Raw genomic sequence first — 15,026 nt, forward strand, 5'->3', positions numbered from 1 at the left:
AGAAGGCGTGGGACACGACGGTCCACGTGTTGATCGGCTCGCTGCTGGTCTCCTTGTTCGTCATTGCGCCGATCGCGATCTGGTTCGTCGACATCTCGCGCCGGCGCGGCAAGACCATCCTCCAGGAGCGCCACGAACGCGGCGCGATGCTTGTCGAACGCGATGTCCTCTTCGCCGAAATCGCCCAGCATAACGCCGCCAAATTCCAGGAAGATGCGCGACAGTTCTTCCCCCGGTTGAGCCCCTCGGCCGTTTTGAGGCTGCCGTTCGTCGAGCGAAAAGCAGGCGGCATCCACCATCCCTATTCGCTCGCCGGCATACCCTATCCACATCGCATGGAGCAGTCGCATACGATGCTCATCGGTACGACCGGATCGGGCAAGACAACAGAACTTCGCAGTCTCGTGGCGCAGATGCGCGAGCGTCAGGACAATGCCGTGATCTTCGATCTGACCGGCGCCTATGTCGAAGCCTTTTACGACCCCGATCGCGATACCATCCTGAATCCCATGGACCAGCGCTGCCCGGCCTGGTCGATCTTCAACGACTGCCGCACGCATAGCGAGTTCACAGCAGCCGCGGCTGCCCTGATCCCGTCCGATGGCGGCTCGTCGGAACCCTTCTGGGCGCTCGCTGCGCGGTTCACCGCTTTCTCGCCAACACCATCGCGGACCCGCTGACCGCTCCAGAGGCCGCCAGGATGGCGGAATCGATCCGCGCCGTCTTCAACACCAATGCGCAGGTCCTGCGCTTCCTCCCCGACGAGGGTGAACAGTTCTCGATCCGCGATTGGATCACCGGCGAAAAGAAGCCCGGCGGCATCCTCTTCATCACCTCCAACTATGTCGACTTGGCCATGAACCGGGCGCTGCTAACGCTCTGGATGGACCTGTGCATCAACCGACTCATGACCATGCCGCGCACCCGCTCGCTTCGCATCTGGTTCATGCTCGACGAGCTCGGCGCGCTTCACAAATTACCCGCGATCGAGAACGGCCTGCAGACAGCGCGCGCGTTCGGTGGCGCGATGATACTCGGCATCCATAGCTTCGAGAAGCTGGTCGAGGTTTACGGCGAGCAGGGTGCCCGCAATCTCGCTTCGCTTGCCCGCTCCAAGCTCATCCTGGCGACCGCCGACCTCGATACGGCCGAGCAGTGCGCACGCTACATCGGCAACCGCGAGGTGCGCCAGATGGATGAGGCGTACAGCTATGGATACAACAACAATCGCGACGCCTCGACGCTGACGCCGCGCAAGCAGGTCGAGCCGCTCGTCATCGCCGACGACATCACCAATCTGCCCTCGATGCACGGCTTCGTGAAGTTCCCCGATGGGTTCCCGGCGGCGCGCATATTGCTCGAATGGAAGGACTACCCCCAGGTTGCGCAGGGCTTCATCGCCCGGCCCACGATGCAGCCCGTCCGGTCGAGGCGCGGAGAGGAAGTGTTCGCCGAGGAGGAGGGTGAGGCAGGAGGGCGCGATGGTGCCATCCAGATCGTGGAGGAGGTGGTCGAGGCGACCAATCTCGCCAAGGACATGGCGGCCCGGATCCTTCAAACTCCGACCGAGGAAGAGAATGCCGAGACGTTGCGCGCGGCGCAGCGCAATGATGATCGGGGCGAGCAGACGACGCCCGCTACCCATGCCGCCGACAAGGCGCAGGCCGGGCGCGAAAAACCCGAAGACCAGGCTGCCGGCACCCGCACGAGCGATGAACGCCGCGACGGTCGTGACGCCCAGCCGCGTGCCGCCCAGGTCGAGGATCAGACCCTGGTCGAGCTGAGGGAAGGGTTCGCCAGTGGGCGGGATTCTGACGGCATGGACATGGGGATCTAGGCGATGCTCTCGGTCGCCTCTGTCCGCTCCGCATCTGGTGCCGCGAACTATTTCGCGAAGGACGATTTCAAGGACAATTACTACACCGCCGATGGCTCGGCCGAACAGAGCGCTTGGGGTGGGGAGGGGGCCGAGACGCTCGGTCTCGAGGGCGAGGTGTCGAAGCAGGCCTTCGAGGAAATTCTGAGCGGGACGCTGCCGTCAGGCGAGGGCGTCGCCCAGGTCGAAAACCGCCGCAACGGCGTCGATCTCACCTTCTCGGCGCCCAAATCGGTTTCGCTTATGGCCTATGTCGCCGGCGACAAGCGCGTGCTCGCCGCCAATATGGCCGCCGTCCAGAAGACCATGTCCTGGGTGGCGAAGAATCTCGCCGAAGGCCGCAAGGATGTCGAGGGCCGCAAAGTCCCGGTTCAGACTGGCAATCTCGTCTATGCACTGTTCCAGCACGACACGAGCCGCGCGCTCGACCCGCAGGCCCATGTGCATGCCGTCGTCGCCAACCTGACCCAGATGCCCGAGGGCAAATGGCAGGCGCTTCATGCCGACAAGATCTGGAGCAACAACACAACGATCGGCGCTATCTATCACGCTTATCTGCGCGCTGGTCTCGAGAAGCTCGGCTACCAGGTCGAGCTCAAGGGCAAGCATGGCACGTTCGAGATTGCGGGCGTGCCCAAGGGCGTTATCGACGCCTTCAGCCAGCGCCGCGAGGCTATCCTCGAAAAGGCTGCGGAACTCGGCATCGTCTCGGCCAAGGGTCGCGACGGGGTCACGACCAACACCCGCGATCCCAAGCTCAATGCCGGGACACGCGACGGACTCGTACGGGGCTGGATCGACAAGGCGGCCGCACTCGGGTTCGACGGCAAGAGTCTGCTCGCGTCCGCCGAGACGCGCTCCGGGCAGAGCGCCGCAGACAGCCGCCTCGATCGCGGTTTTCGTGCGGTCAGCGAGGCGATCGCTGGCGCGCGTGACCTTGTCGGCGGCTTCCTCCGCCCAAGCGATCCGCTGGTCGATAGTGGTCTCGCACGGGTAACCCAATCGCCAACCACCGCCCGATCGCAGCTCGCGGTTGCATCGGCCGTCCGGATCCTCGCCGAGCGCGAGGCGGCGTTCAACGTGCACCTGCTCGCGAAGACCGCGCTCGACCTCGGTCTGAAGGGTGTGACGATCGACACGGTCGAGCATCGTATCGGTCAATTGATTGAGAACCGGCAGCTCATCCCGAGCGTCGCGCGCGCCGGCGACAAGGGCGTGAGCATGGTCACCACGCAAGACGCGCTGCGCACCGAAGAAAGCATCCTGAAGGCGGTGGAGACGGGGACGGGGAGGGCGGTGCCGATCGTCCCGGCCGCTGACGCGCCGGCTCGACTGCAGGCGGCCGCCGATCGTCCTCTCAACGCCGGGCAGCTTGCTGCCGCGACCCTCATACTTTCCTCGCAAGATCGCACCGTCACCGTCCAGGGCGTCGCCGGCGCCGGCAAGTCGACCATGCTGCAGGCGGTCGCGCGCGTCGCGGCAAGCGAAGGGCGCGAGATTCTTGGCCTCGCCTTCCAGAACAAGATGGTCGCGGACCTCGGCGAAAGCGCCGGCATCAAAAGCCAGACGATCGCCTCCTTCGTGCTTGCCAACGAACGGTTCGTGACCGAGCGCGACACGCCGCGGTCCGAGGCTGCGCAAGCGAAGTTCTCAGGCGCGATGCTGGTGGTCGACGAGACCTCGATGGTCGCGAGCGACGATATGCTCAAGCTGTACCGGATCACCGAAGCTCTGGGCGTCGACAAACTCGTGCTGGTCGGCGATCGCCAGCAGCTCTCTTCAATCGACGCCGGCAAATCCTTCGCGATGATCCAGGCGGCGGGCGGCACGATCGCGCGGATGGACGAGAATATCCGCCAGCGCACCGACACGCTGCGGACGGTCGCCGCGCTCGCCAATGTGGGCAAGGCGGGCGAGGCGATGAAGGTGCTGGGCGACAACGTCCATGAGAGTGCCAGCGCGCCTGAGACGGCCGCCGACATGTGGCTCGGACTGTCCGCGGGGGATCGCGAGGCGACCGCGGTGTTCGCGTCAGGCCGCTCATCGCGCGCAATCATCAACCAGCGCATTCAGGACGGTCTGGCGGCCGAAGGCATCGTGCGGGGGCAGGGCATCCACCTCACCGTCTATGAGCGGGTCAATCTGACTCGCGAAGAGTTGCGCTACGCCTCGACTTATCAACCTGGCCAGACGCTCGATGTCGGCCGCGGCGGCGCGCAGGATGTGGGGCTCGAGAAGGGCCGCTACGACGTCACGCGCGTGCTGCCGAACGGCAAGGTCGAGCTCAGCGACGGGCACCGGAAGATCCGGTTCGATCCGCAGAAGATGTCGCCGACCGAGAAGCGCGACCGGCTCGAACTCACCCAGAAGAAGGATCTCCATGTCCGCGAGGGCGACAGCATCCGCTGGACCGCCAATGACAAGCCGCGCGACCTCCATAATGCCGCGCTCGCGCGCGTGCTCACGGTCGGTGCCAATGGCGTGACGGTTGAAACCGCTAACCAGCAGCGGCTGACCCTCGACCTTGGCGATCCAATGCTGTCGCGGCTCGACCTTGCCTATGCGCTCAACATGCACATGGCGCAGGGCATCACGACCGACAAAGCGATCACGGTCATGGACAGCCACGAGCGCAATCTGTCCAACCAGCGGCTTTTCAATGTCGGCGTGACGCGCGTCCGTGACGAGTTGACGATGGTCGTTGACAACCGGGAAAAGCTGGAGCGCCAGCTCGATCTCAACCCCGGCAACAAGACTTCCGCGCTCGAGACGGTCGGCCGCCTCGACATCGACGGAAAGAAGGGGTCGGCACCGCCGGTGAAGTTCGATCCGGGCCCGATCGACGCCATCAATCTGGCCGACCGGCCCGACATCCTCGCCGACCTGCCGCCGATCCCGGACGGGCCCATCGCTCCGGCCGCCGCCGCAGCCAAGGCCAGTGACGTCGCGACCCCGCCCGATCTCAAACCCGACAAGGGCGATCTGCTGCCGCCGCTGCCCGAGCGCAGCCTGGGACTCGATTTGTGAGTGCGAAACACCGGCGGTGCCGGTCCAACCAAGGAGACGAAGCATGGCATGGGATTTTGACGAGGGTGGCAAGTTCGGCAGCGAAAAGGCGGCCGAGGACTATGCGCGCCGCAATGGCCTGAAAGACGCCGACTTCCGCACGCGTCGCAAAGGCGACCAGGTTGAGCTGGAGATCCGCCGCTCTGCGGTCGACGGCCGTAACTTGAAAGATAGCAACGAGGGCCGTCGCGACGGCTGGAACTGAAAGGCGCTGCGCCGGCACGGGGCGCCAGCCTCGTGCGCGAAACCGGGAGAGGTTCATGTCATATTATTTCGATCAACTTGGCCAACTGCCGCTCGGCAACCTGCTGCTCGCCATCGGCACCCTGGTCGTGTTGCGTTTTGCCATATGGATCGCGCCGCGCATCCGCCAAGGGATCAGGGATCGCCCCGCGCCGGTGCCGGTGTCAAAACCCTTCCTTACCAATCGGAAGCACGCGATGCTCGCCGCGCTCGAGCGGGTCCTGCCGATGTATCGGATTCACGCCCAGGTTTCGATGGGCGCGCTCCTCGCACCGGGCGTTATTCCGGGTCGGCGGCCGCGAGCGTCGGATAGCGATGCGTTCGGTCAGAGGATCGTCGACTTCGTGATTGTCGATCCTACCTCGAGTTCAGTCGTCGCGCTAATCGAAATGGACGAGCGCTTCGCCGAACCCGACGACGATCGGGAGCATGAGGCGATGACGACACGCGCGGGCTATCAGATGATCCGGATCTCTTCATCCGACCGGGCCACCGTCGCCACCGCCCAGGCTGCGGTTGGACACCTGCGGGATTCGGCGCTGGCGGCAACACCCACAGTGGCGCGCTTACCGATGCCGCCGCACGTCTGGCCGCTCGAGGGACGCTTCAATGGCACTCGATGACCGTGACAAGATGCGCGAGCGCCGGCGCGCCGAGAGCAAGGGCGCGCGGCTTGGCAGTGCGTCCTGAAGCGGGGGCGAGGGGTTCGGCGGCGCAAGTATCAGGCAGCATCTGCCGCAGCAAAGTGCGCCATCTGGTCGTCGTATGCCTTCACGAAGGCCGGTCGCGCCGTCGCGCGCGCGACGTAGGCGTGGCAAGCAGGGTAATTTACGAGCCCATCGAACCGGTTCACCTGCCGCAGCACGTCCGCCATCAGGAGGTCGGCCACGGTGAATCGACCGGCTACCAGCCACTCGCGGCCGGCCAGCACCGCTTCCATCCGTTCGAGCCTGGCCTTCAGGAAGTCCTCCACGAACTTGGCTTCGGGCGATTCGCCGGGATAGCCCATGAAGCGGAACAACGCCCACGGCTGGCTCGGAAGGTCGACCGAGTTGAGCGCAGCGATGACCCACTCCATCACCTCAGCGCGGCCGCGCGGATCGGTGGGCATGAGCGCCGGGCTCTTCTCGGCGAGGTGCAGCAGGATCGCGCCGCTCTCGAAAATGGTGAGATCTCCATCGGTCAGCCACGGGACCTGGCCGAACGGCTGCGCCGCGAAGTGGTCGGGGCCGCGCTCTCGAAACGGCGTGCTCTCCACTCGATAGGCCAGTCCCGCCTCTTCCAGCGCCCAACGCACCCGCAGATCGCGCACAAGGCCGCGCGGCATTTCGGGAACCCAGTCGTAGGTCGTGAGGATTATCTCGCTCATTCGTAATCTCCAAGGAACACGAGAAGCTTGTCGAGAAGGCCGCTCCAGCCTTGCTCATGGCTTGTGCGGGCATCTTCGTCGGGTAGGTGCTCGTGCGTCAGAGTCAGCACGGTTCCCCCGTCGAACGGCTCAAGCCGGAAGGTTACCAGCGACTCCGGTTCCGATGCGCCGGGCAGGTCCCAGGTGAAGACGAGTTTCTTCTCAGGAACTACCTCCCGATAGATCCCGGTCGGATTGTGTTCCTCGCCATTTAGCAGCCGGAACACGACGCTGAACCGGCCGCCCGGGCGAACGTCGGCCACCACGCTGAGGGTCGGCCCGGCGTCCGGACCCCACCATTGCAGCATCAGATCCGGCTGGGTAATCGCCGCCCAGATCTTGGCGGAAGGCGCCTTAATCTGGCGCACGATGGTCACGCTCGGGAGGGTCATTGCTCACCATCCTCGTTCACGAGCGCGGTCAATCGATCGAGGCTGACCGACCAGAAGCGTTCATACCGGTTGAGCCAAGCGATCGCCTCCTGCATCGGGGTGGCCGAGAGGGTCACTGCCACAGTGCGGCCCGCCTTGGTCCGCGTGATCAATCCCGCATCGGACAGAACGTCAAGATGCTTGGTCATGCCGGGAAGCTTCAGCGAAAAGGACCCGGCGAGTTCGCTGACCGAAAGCCCAGGTTGGTCCATCAGCCGTTGCAGGACGCCCCGCCGGGTTGGATCGGCGAGCGCCCAAAACGTGCGGTCCATGCCTGATGTTGGATGCTTCGCCACTTAGCGAAGTATCTATTATTTACGCTGACAAAGTCAATCCGGAATGCCTCCGCTACAAGAACCATCTGGCGTGCTGATGTTTTCCATGGGCGAACCGGTCAAAAGCAGTTTGCGGTCGAGCAAACGCAGGGCCGCCAGGCACGCTCGATTGATTGGCGGGGTTTTTCGCACAGCCTGCCCTGCAAATCGCATACGCCTGGATGAGACAGCGGCTCGTGAATGCGGCACCAACATCGTGATCCAGTTGCCTGCCACCAGTGACACTTTACCAGGCGTTTCTAGGTAAAGTGTCACTGGTGGCAATTGCTTGGGCCTGCACCTCCCGAATATAGTCGCGATCGGCGAACTCGATGAGGTCGCGGACCAGCTCGATGAGACCACTGGTCGAAAAGTCCGTCAAAAGGATCACCATGCGCCAGCGCATTACGCCGATCCGCCAGCGCAGGCTTCGTCGTTCCAATCAATTGGCCTACGGCCGTCCCACCGCATCGCACGATCATGGGTATGTCCGCGTCGGTCAATCCGTCGCCGTCGACCATATACTTGAGCAGTGCTGCGAATGATCGTTGTGGCGGCGCATCGGCGAGCCCGGGGGTTTGTCCAGCTTTGACATTCTTCCGCGGCTTGTCCGGCACCTGTGCTCCGTACGGGTCATGCCAACTCGGGCGCAGTAAGCGCAACCAGTTCACCTGCCTTGATCAGATCGCCGTCGATCCACGCCAGATAGTAGAGCTTGAGCGCGCGCTGGAATTTGAGCCGCACAACGTCCGGCACCAGCGGATTGAGCAACATCGCATCGATGGAGCCCCACCAGTCCTCGATCGTGTCGAATAGGAGCTGCGCCAGCGGGGTGTTTTTCGCAGGCCAGAAGAGGATAAGGGGCTCGGATCTGACTGCGAACTTGAGATCGGGAAATTCCATGGTCGCCCCGTATCATGCTGTCATCGCCCTACGCTCCTCGAAAGAAGTGACTTCGCCGGAACGGGTGCTGCTCACTTCACAAGGAGAGGGCGCATTGACGCTTGGCATTTAAGAGACCCCGCCGGCTATGAATCGTTCCCTATGTGTTCCTTTGATGCAGAAAGAGACAAACTGGTCCAGCCGAAACGGCTCGCTACCTGTGGAATCCGCCCAAAAAAAATGCAGACGCGAGCCACGCAGGGGATTCACATTCATCCCAAAGCCACGTAGATTCATGCTATGTTCCAGCAGGCAGACCTCTTCGAACCGGCGGCAAGGCCCAGCAAAAGCATGGATACGCCAGCGCTCCTGGCGGTCATTGCGGCCGCATCGCCGCGCCCGAAGTTCAGCTACATGCTGCTCCATCTGATCGCAGAGATCGCGGATGAGCGGGGAAGTGCGGGTCCGAACATCACGATCGATGGCGCCGCCGTGCCAGTCAGAGACTGGCTATGCGATGCGCTCGTCCCGATGGCCCAACGCGACGCGCGCCGCCGTTCGACGGTAGAGGCGGTTCGCGCAGAGCTCGACGACGCGCAAGCGCTTCCGGCCGATCGCGACGAGGCGGACCGAATCATTGAGGACAAGGTTCGTGAGCGGGTGCGTCGCTCCGGCCGCTGCAATGTCAGCCGGGCAGTCTCGGATCTTTGCAAGATCGGACTGCTGCGGCGACATTATCAGGGTTTTCGCGTCGATCATCAAAACCGCGGCGCGCAGCGCGAAGCGGTCTACACCGTCACACCCGAAGCTTTGGCGGTCCTGCGGCGGCGGTGAAGAACAAGTTTCGTAGACCCTGGCTCGTCGTAGGGCAGGGGATCAGGCTAAGCCCGTCCGCCTGCGTCCGTTCGTGGACTTGATGAGCTTCAGGCGCTCCTGATCCGCCTTCCACGCGAGATAGTCTTCTTCATTATCGAAATCGGGCTGCTCGAAGTTGGTGAACTCGTCGCAGTTGATGCAATGATACATCTGCGAGGCGTCCTGAAAGTGCATCCCGCAAAAGCACCCGCAAAACGGGCAGCATTCATCAAGCTCAAGGCTGCTCCAATCCCAAACCCCCAGATATTCGGGCACACCATCACGGTCGTGCCCTACGACCTCGAAAGCATCCGCATTCTTCTCGACAAACCCCTCGATGCCGGCGCGCTGCAAATCTTCGAGAATGTCGGCGGGCTGGAGATAGAACCATTCCCTGGCCGTGCTTCCGCCATCTCGGGCAATGTTGCGATCCGCATATTTGGCATGAAGCCGCTTTTCGGTCTCACCGGCATTGGGCGTATCGATCCAACCTACGACCTTGAGCGGACGCGAGTTCCCAGTTTGCAGCGCTCCGCGACGCCCTCGCAGGTTCGTCGCGCGCCCGATCTTCATTCGCCAGTCGGCATCGTTTTCTTCAAGGATGAAGTAGACCGGCACGATTGGTTCCCCGCTGCGTTAGAGGCGGTAGGCGGCTCGCAGGCGCTCCACGACGACATCACGCGTCATGTTCACGTCGAACTGCCTCGGATCGAAGTCCTCCTGGACTTCCACGGCTCGGACAAATGCGCCCATGTCTTCCTGCACGGTCGAGGGCAGCGAATAGCTTGCGTCGGTGGCCAGCAGCTGCAGCATCCGGGCAACATCATTGCGGTGCTTGCGGACGTCCTTTTCGTCAATCTTCTCGCCTTCCTCACGGCGCCGGCTCAGATCCAGCCAGGCGCGTGCCTTGAAGGGAATGATGGCTGCCCCATTGAGTACAGGGATGCCGTCGAGCGTGCGCACCATCGACTTGAGGAACTCGTAATAAGCGCTGTCGAGTAGGATGGCCGACAGGCTCGCAGCTTCCTCGTCGATCGGAAGGGGCGTGAGATGACTATCGTCGGCGAGCGAGATACCCTCCGGCTGTCTCGAAAATAGCTCGAGCATTGCGGGGAATTCTTTGTTCGCAGGCTTCTGAAACCGGTAGAGGACGCGCTTTCCCTCGCTCTGCTGCCGGATTTCATAGCCACCTTCCTCGACGAAGGCCCAAAATCGGTCGGAGAAGGCCGCGTCGAGAGCCTCGACGATGAGGACGATGTCCAAATCCTTGGTAGCCCGAAAGTCGAGGCCGACCTCGTCCATGAGCAGTTCACAGGCCGCGCCGCCGATCAGCACATATTGGCTGTCATGCCCTTTGAAATGCGCGCGGAAGCGATCGACACCAGTTACCATCCAAAAGGCTCCAAGAGTTGTTGCGCTGCCTGGGCCACGCGTTCGTCGGGGTCATTGCGCAGGCTCAGATGGAGCGAAAGCCGATCCACGACGGCATCTCGCGCCAGCGCGCGCGGATCATAGCTCCACGTCTCGAGTTCGGCGCGATCGTCATCGTCGAACGCAAATCCGGTCCTGAGTTCGAGCGTCTGCTGCAAGTGCTTCCACCGAGCCGCAGGAATGGCACGGTGAGGAAAGCGTGGCTCCCCCAGCATCGTATAATGAGCAAGCGCGCTCTCGCCCGCGAGGGGTGCGACATAGTCGGGCAAATTCCCCCTCACGGTTCGGACCTTCCGTACAGGGGACTGCAAGCGGCCTTTTACCGCCTGCCAAAGCTCCCGATCCCGGACGATGAGCTGAAGACGGCGCTGACGCCCGACATGGTGCGGCTTGGCGATCCGCAGCGCCTCCAGCTCATCCAGAGTGCGGCTCATGCTCATGATCGCCACCTGGAACCGTTCCGCCAGCTTGGTCAGGTTCGCCCCATTGAGATGCTCGCCAAGGAGGCTCGCGAGGATCAAGACCTGGGTCGTCGGACCAAATTGTTCGTTCGCGGTCGGTGCCCTGGTCGGCGCGCGCTCGCGCAGGTCAAGCAGCGCTTCGGGGACGTAAAGTTGCGCCCCCGGAGCCAGGAACCCGATCTGACGTTCGACCATCTGGCGGCGAATGGCGGCTGGTACGCTCGCAAGAAGCAGGAGGACCAGGCGAATGCCGAGATGCCGGCGGAGAAGGTCGCGGTGCTTTATGAACTCGGTGGTGGCGCCCTGTCCCTGCGAACGCATGGCCACGAGCAGCACCGGCTCGCCGTTGAGTTGCCCCTTCCAAAGGCGATAGCGATCCAACAGAAAGTGCGGCAGGCCCGGGTCGGCGAAAGGCGTCAAGCCCAGGCGCATGCCAAAAGCATGGTACACATAGGCCTCGGCCGCCTCGCCCAAGGCGTCCAATCCGGTGTCGGGTCGGTTGTCTAACATCGCAAGAGCTATTTAACATTGCTACTGTTAAAAAGATACCTCATGTTAGATAGGGCCGCGTGGGAGAGTTCCACCTGTCCCGAAGCCAGCGTCGTTGGGTGGCCTAGCGGTCAGCGTGGAGCCCAAAATGGACAACGCTGACCGGCGGCATCGATCAGCCGTTAAGCCGGTCCTTGATCACCTTGGCCGGAGTGAAGGTCAGCTTTTTCGACGCGGCGATGGCGATGGTTTGCCCGGTTGCAGGGTTACGGCCCTCGCGAGCAGGGCTGTCCTTCACCTTGAATTTGCCGAAACCGTTGAGGGCGATTTCGTCGCCCTTGGCGGCCGCGTCCGCGATCGCGGTGAACAGACTGTCGACCAGCTTGCGCGCGTCGGCCTTGGTGGTGCCGGCCTTTTCGGCGAGATAGTCGGCAAGATCGCTGTTATTCATGAGGGGTCTTTCGGCGATTGATGGGACTTGTTCCATAGTCACCTAGGGTGTTCTGCGCCATGGTCTCAGACGTGATCGGGCAGATCGCGTTGATTGCATCCCAGAAATTTCTTTGACGACGATCTGGGATGCGCTGACTAACCTGTCGCCGCGACCAAATTTGAGATGCTGGAAGCGGCAATGACGACAGCGCCAGAATGGCAGGCCTACACCATGCCGAACTATGATGCGGTGATGACGCAGGCATGCAGCGCACTGCGGGGTGGACCTTCGCTTTCACCATCTCGGCGCTTTCATCGATTCGCTGAAACTGCGTTTCTAGTGAAATAATTTGCTATTTCAGCGGGATCATGATTTCAACGGTTCGGTGAAAGACCCAACCGGTACCGAACGACGGGCGGCAGAAGCGCTCAAGGCCTTCCTTGGCTCGATCCCCCAATTTGCCCTTGGCCAGATGACGGTGACCGGCGAGCCAGGCGAGCACAATCGCGGTGTCGACATCGTTGCGGAAACGGAGTTCGCCGGCCGCCCGGTCAGGCTCGTGGTCGAGGTCAAGAGCAACGGGCAGCCTCGGATCGCGCATCAAGCGGCCTACCAGCTCAAACGCTATCTGGATCAAACTGGCCAAGAGGGCGTGCCGATGTTCATCGCACCCTATCTATCCGAACAGGCGCAGGCCGCATGCCGCGACGAGGGCATCGCCTACCTCGACTTCCAGGGCAACGCCCGCATCGTCTTCGACTCCATCTTCATCGAACGACAGGTCGAAGGAAAGCCGGATCCCGAGCGACGTTCCCTTCGCACCCTGTTCAAGCCCAAGTCGGCCCGCATCCTGCGCGTGCTGCTGAACGAACCTCAACGGGCTTGGCGCGTGACCGAACTGGCCGAAGAAGCCAAGGTCAGCCTGGGCCTGGTCAGCACGATCGGATCGGCATTGCGCGACCGCGGTTGGGCCGATCAAACCGAGCAGGGGCTGCGACTTGTCGATCCTTCGGGTTTGCTGGACGAATGGGCACGCAACTATGAACAGCCCAAAGGGGAAGAGGTACGGCTCTATACCCACCTCCACGGCAAAGCCCTGTCGGAGCGTCTGCGCGATCTGGCGACCGAGAAGGGGAGGGTGGCACTGGCCTCGTTCAGCGCCGCCGATTGGTACGCGCCCTTCGTCCGCCAGAGCACCAGCTATTTCTACGCCGATGAGAAGGGGCTCGGCGCCTTGCAGACGCTCCTCAATCTGAGCGCGCCGGCGAAGGGTGCGAACATCGTCGTGCGCGTACCCGATGAGGACGGGGTGCTCGATGACGCGCGGACGGTCGCTCCTGGCGTCATCGCGACCAGCCCGGTCCAGACCTACCTCGATCTCATGGCGAGCGGCGAGCGTGGCGCCGAAGGGGCCGAACATCTGCAGGACAAGCTTCTCAGGTGGCCCTCATGACCGACGAGCCGCAATCGGCAACCGATTACGACGATCGCACTAGCGCGGCGGTACGATCGGTGCTCGTCGAGATCGGCCAGACGTTGGGCAGCTTTCGCGGGAAGTTCGCGGTTATCGGCGGCGCCGTTCCGTGGCTGCTGCTCGAGGATAGCGAGATGCGCCACGTCGGCACCCTCGACATCGATCTCAGTCTCGACGCGCAAGCCCTGGCGGCCGGCGAAGAGTATGTCGCCCTAGTCGATGCCCTCCACCGGCAGGGTTACGCCCCCCGCGACACGCTCAAATATTTCCAGATGGTCCGGACGGTGCAGCCGAAGGATGACGGACCTCCGATCGATGTAATTGTTGATTTCCTGCGACCCTATGACGCCGTCCTGGAAAAGAACCGGTCGCCGCTCACCACCGAATTCGCGACCCAGCGTGCATCCGGCGCGGAGCTCGCCATTCATTTCCATGAGCTCGTCGCGATCGAAGGCGATATGCCCAAGGGCGGGACCAACAAGGTGATGATCGCAGTCGCTTCGATTCCGGCGCTTCTCGCCATGAAAGGCTTCGCGCTCGACGGGCGGTACAAGCACAAAGACGCCTACGACGTCTATTACTCGATCCGGAATTATCCCGGCGGAATCGACGCGCTCGCCGACGATTGCCGCCCGTTGCTCGATCATCAGAGCGGCAGAGACGGCTTCGCGCATGTCGTCGCGAAATTCGACGACCCGGACGGCTATGGCCCGACATGCGTGCGAAACTTCGTCGAGGGCTCCGATATCCTCGACGGCCGGACACCGGATGAGTGGCAACAGGATGCCTTTGGTCAGGTCGACGCCTGGGCCCGTGCGATGGGACTGCGATGACCCACCGATCTGCGAGGCCACGATGAAGCTCATTCACACCGCCGACTGGCAGCTCGGAAAGCCATATGGTCGGTTTGAGCCGGAGGTGCGCGCCGCACTCTCCGAGGCACGCTTCGACGCCATCGACGCGATCGGTAAGGAGGCAGCACGCAACGGCGCGGATCATGTCCTGGTCGCAGGCGATGTCTTCGACACCGAGGGACCGGAGGACCGCACGATCGTTCAAGCGATCTCCCGAATGGAGCGCCACGCGTGCCATTGGTGGCTGATCCCGGGCAATCACGACTTTGCCCGCAATGGCGGTCTCTGGGACCGTGTCCGCCAACGCGCGGGTAGCGGCATCACAGTCCTGTCAGAACCGCAGGCTCACGAAATCGAGCCGGGAATCTGGCTCTTGCCCGCGCCGCTCGCGCATCGCCACAATCTCGACGATCCTACCGAGCTTTTCGACACCATGGAGACACCTGGTAGTCGCATCCGCATAGGCCTCGCGCACGGATCGATCCGCGACTTCGGCACCCAGGGGGAGACCAAGAACCAGATCGCACCCGACCGAGCTCGTCGCTCCACGCTCGATTATCTTGCGCTTGGCGACTGGCACGGGACGCTCAATATCGATCCGCGCACCTGGTACGCCGGCACGCCTGAAACCGATCGCTTCCAGCGCGATGAGCCCGGCCAAGTGCTCCTGGTAGATATTGGTGACGGTCGCGACCCGGTAGTGACACCGATCCGCACGGGGCGTTTCCAGTGGATCAAGCGAAGCTGGACGGTGAACGATCAGGCCGGGTTCGATGCCGAGTGCGACCAACTGTTGGGATCGATCGATC

The 15,026-nt window shown here is 62.8% G+C and carries 16 protein-coding genes and 1 pseudogene; 8 read left to right on the forward strand and 9 right to left on the reverse strand.

Annotated features, from left to right (window positions below; genetic code table 11):
* The 4 genes and pseudogenes from B7Y89_RS17040 to B7Y89_RS17055 all read left to right on the forward strand — a co-directional run.
* Positions 1-1,837 (forward strand): annotated as a pseudogene (locus B7Y89_RS17040) (type IV secretion system DNA-binding domain-containing protein); the annotation flags it as partial.
* 3 nt (positions 1,838-1,840) lie between these two features.
* Positions 1,841-4,903 carry a MobF family relaxase gene (gene mobF, locus B7Y89_RS17045; RefSeq protein ID WP_292940397.1) on the forward strand — a complete coding sequence of 1,021 codons (3,063 nt, stop codon included), beginning with the start codon at positions 1,841-1,843 and terminating at the stop codon, positions 4,901-4,903.
* Between the two features lie 43 nt (positions 4,904-4,946).
* Positions 4,947-5,147, forward strand: coding sequence for a hypothetical protein (locus B7Y89_RS17050; RefSeq protein ID WP_292940400.1), 201 nt, complete (start codon positions 4,947-4,949; stop codon positions 5,145-5,147).
* Between the two features lie 55 nt (positions 5,148-5,202).
* On the forward strand, positions 5,203-5,808 hold the full coding sequence (locus tag B7Y89_RS17055; RefSeq protein ID WP_292940403.1) for a DUF2726 domain-containing protein: 606 nt from the start codon (positions 5,203-5,205) through the stop codon (positions 5,806-5,808).
* Between the two features lie 98 nt (positions 5,809-5,906).
* Here B7Y89_RS17055 and B7Y89_RS17060 read toward each other — a convergent pair whose 3' ends face one another.
* The 5 genes from B7Y89_RS17060 to B7Y89_RS17080 all read right to left on the reverse strand — a co-directional run bounded on the left by B7Y89_RS17060 (position 5,907) and on the right by B7Y89_RS17080 (position 8,241).
* Positions 5,907-6,554 (reverse strand): glutathione S-transferase family protein, encoded by a 648-nt coding sequence (locus B7Y89_RS17060; RefSeq protein WP_292940406.1) that lies wholly within the window; start codon positions 6,552-6,554, stop codon positions 5,907-5,909.
* The gene (locus B7Y89_RS17065; RefSeq protein WP_292940409.1) at positions 6,551-6,985 is read right to left on the reverse strand and encodes an SRPBCC domain-containing protein; all 435 of its coding nucleotides are present in this window, start codon (positions 6,983-6,985) and stop codon (positions 6,551-6,553) included. Before B7Y89_RS17065 ends, B7Y89_RS17060 begins: the two co-directional genes overlap by 4 nt.
* Positions 6,982-7,320, reverse strand: coding sequence for a metalloregulator ArsR/SmtB family transcription factor (locus tag B7Y89_RS17070; RefSeq protein WP_292940412.1), 339 nt, complete (start codon positions 7,318-7,320; stop codon positions 6,982-6,984). Before B7Y89_RS17070 ends, B7Y89_RS17065 begins: the two co-directional genes overlap by 4 nt.
* A 265-nt stretch (positions 7,321-7,585) precedes the next feature.
* Positions 7,586-7,744, reverse strand: a complete 159-nt coding sequence (locus tag B7Y89_RS17075) for a hypothetical protein (protein ID WP_292940415.1) — start codon at positions 7,742-7,744, stop codon at positions 7,586-7,588.
* 227 nt (positions 7,745-7,971) lie between these two features.
* Positions 7,972-8,241, reverse strand: coding sequence for a hypothetical protein (locus B7Y89_RS17080; RefSeq protein ID WP_292940417.1), 270 nt, complete (start codon positions 8,239-8,241; stop codon positions 7,972-7,974).
* Positions 8,242-8,520: 279 nt separating this feature from the next.
* Here B7Y89_RS17080 and B7Y89_RS17085 point away from each other — a divergent pair, with 279 nt between their 5' ends.
* Complete coding sequence (locus B7Y89_RS17085; protein ID WP_292940420.1) at positions 8,521-9,054, forward strand: hypothetical protein; 534 nt, start codon at positions 8,521-8,523, stop codon at positions 9,052-9,054.
* 42 nt (positions 9,055-9,096) lie between these two features.
* Here the strand turns inward: B7Y89_RS17085 and B7Y89_RS17090 are convergent, their stop codons facing one another.
* The 4 genes from B7Y89_RS17090 to B7Y89_RS17105 all read right to left on the reverse strand — a co-directional run bounded on the left by B7Y89_RS17090 (position 9,097) and on the right by B7Y89_RS17105 (position 11,907).
* Positions 9,097-9,693, reverse strand: a complete 597-nt coding sequence (locus B7Y89_RS17090; protein WP_292940423.1) for a GIY-YIG nuclease family protein — start codon at positions 9,691-9,693, stop codon at positions 9,097-9,099.
* Positions 9,694-9,711: 18 nt separating this feature from the next.
* Positions 9,712-10,467, reverse strand: coding sequence for a hypothetical protein (locus B7Y89_RS17095; RefSeq protein WP_292940426.1), 756 nt, complete (start codon positions 10,465-10,467; stop codon positions 9,712-9,714).
* Positions 10,461-11,441 (reverse strand): hypothetical protein, encoded by a 981-nt coding sequence (locus tag B7Y89_RS17100; RefSeq protein ID WP_292940429.1) that lies wholly within the window; start codon positions 11,439-11,441, stop codon positions 10,461-10,463. The genes B7Y89_RS17095 and B7Y89_RS17100 overlap by 7 nt, the downstream gene beginning before the upstream one ends.
* A gap of 190 nt (positions 11,442-11,631) precedes the next feature.
* Positions 11,632-11,907 carry an HU family DNA-binding protein gene (locus B7Y89_RS17105; RefSeq protein ID WP_292940432.1) on the reverse strand — a complete coding sequence of 92 codons (276 nt, stop codon included), beginning with the start codon at positions 11,905-11,907 and terminating at the stop codon, positions 11,632-11,634.
* 367 nt (positions 11,908-12,274) lie between these two features.
* Here B7Y89_RS17105 and B7Y89_RS17110 point away from each other — a divergent pair, with 367 nt between their 5' ends.
* From B7Y89_RS17110 to B7Y89_RS17120, 3 genes are all read left to right on the forward strand, one after another.
* Positions 12,275-13,342, forward strand: coding sequence for a type IV toxin-antitoxin system AbiEi family antitoxin (locus B7Y89_RS17110; RefSeq protein ID WP_292940435.1), 1,068 nt, complete (start codon positions 12,275-12,277; stop codon positions 13,340-13,342).
* Positions 13,339-14,196, forward strand: coding sequence for a nucleotidyl transferase AbiEii/AbiGii toxin family protein (locus B7Y89_RS17115; protein WP_292940438.1), 858 nt, complete (start codon positions 13,339-13,341; stop codon positions 14,194-14,196). The genes B7Y89_RS17110 and B7Y89_RS17115 overlap by 4 nt, the downstream gene beginning before the upstream one ends.
* Before the next feature lie 22 nt (positions 14,197-14,218).
* A partial coding sequence (locus B7Y89_RS17120) for a DNA repair exonuclease (RefSeq protein WP_292940441.1) occupies positions 14,219-15,026 on the forward strand: 808 nt, incomplete at its 3' end.

The sequence above is a fragment of the Novosphingobium sp. 32-60-15 genome, assembly GCF_002280675.1.
Classification (GTDB): Bacteria; Pseudomonadota; Alphaproteobacteria; order Sphingomonadales; family Sphingomonadaceae; genus Novosphingobium.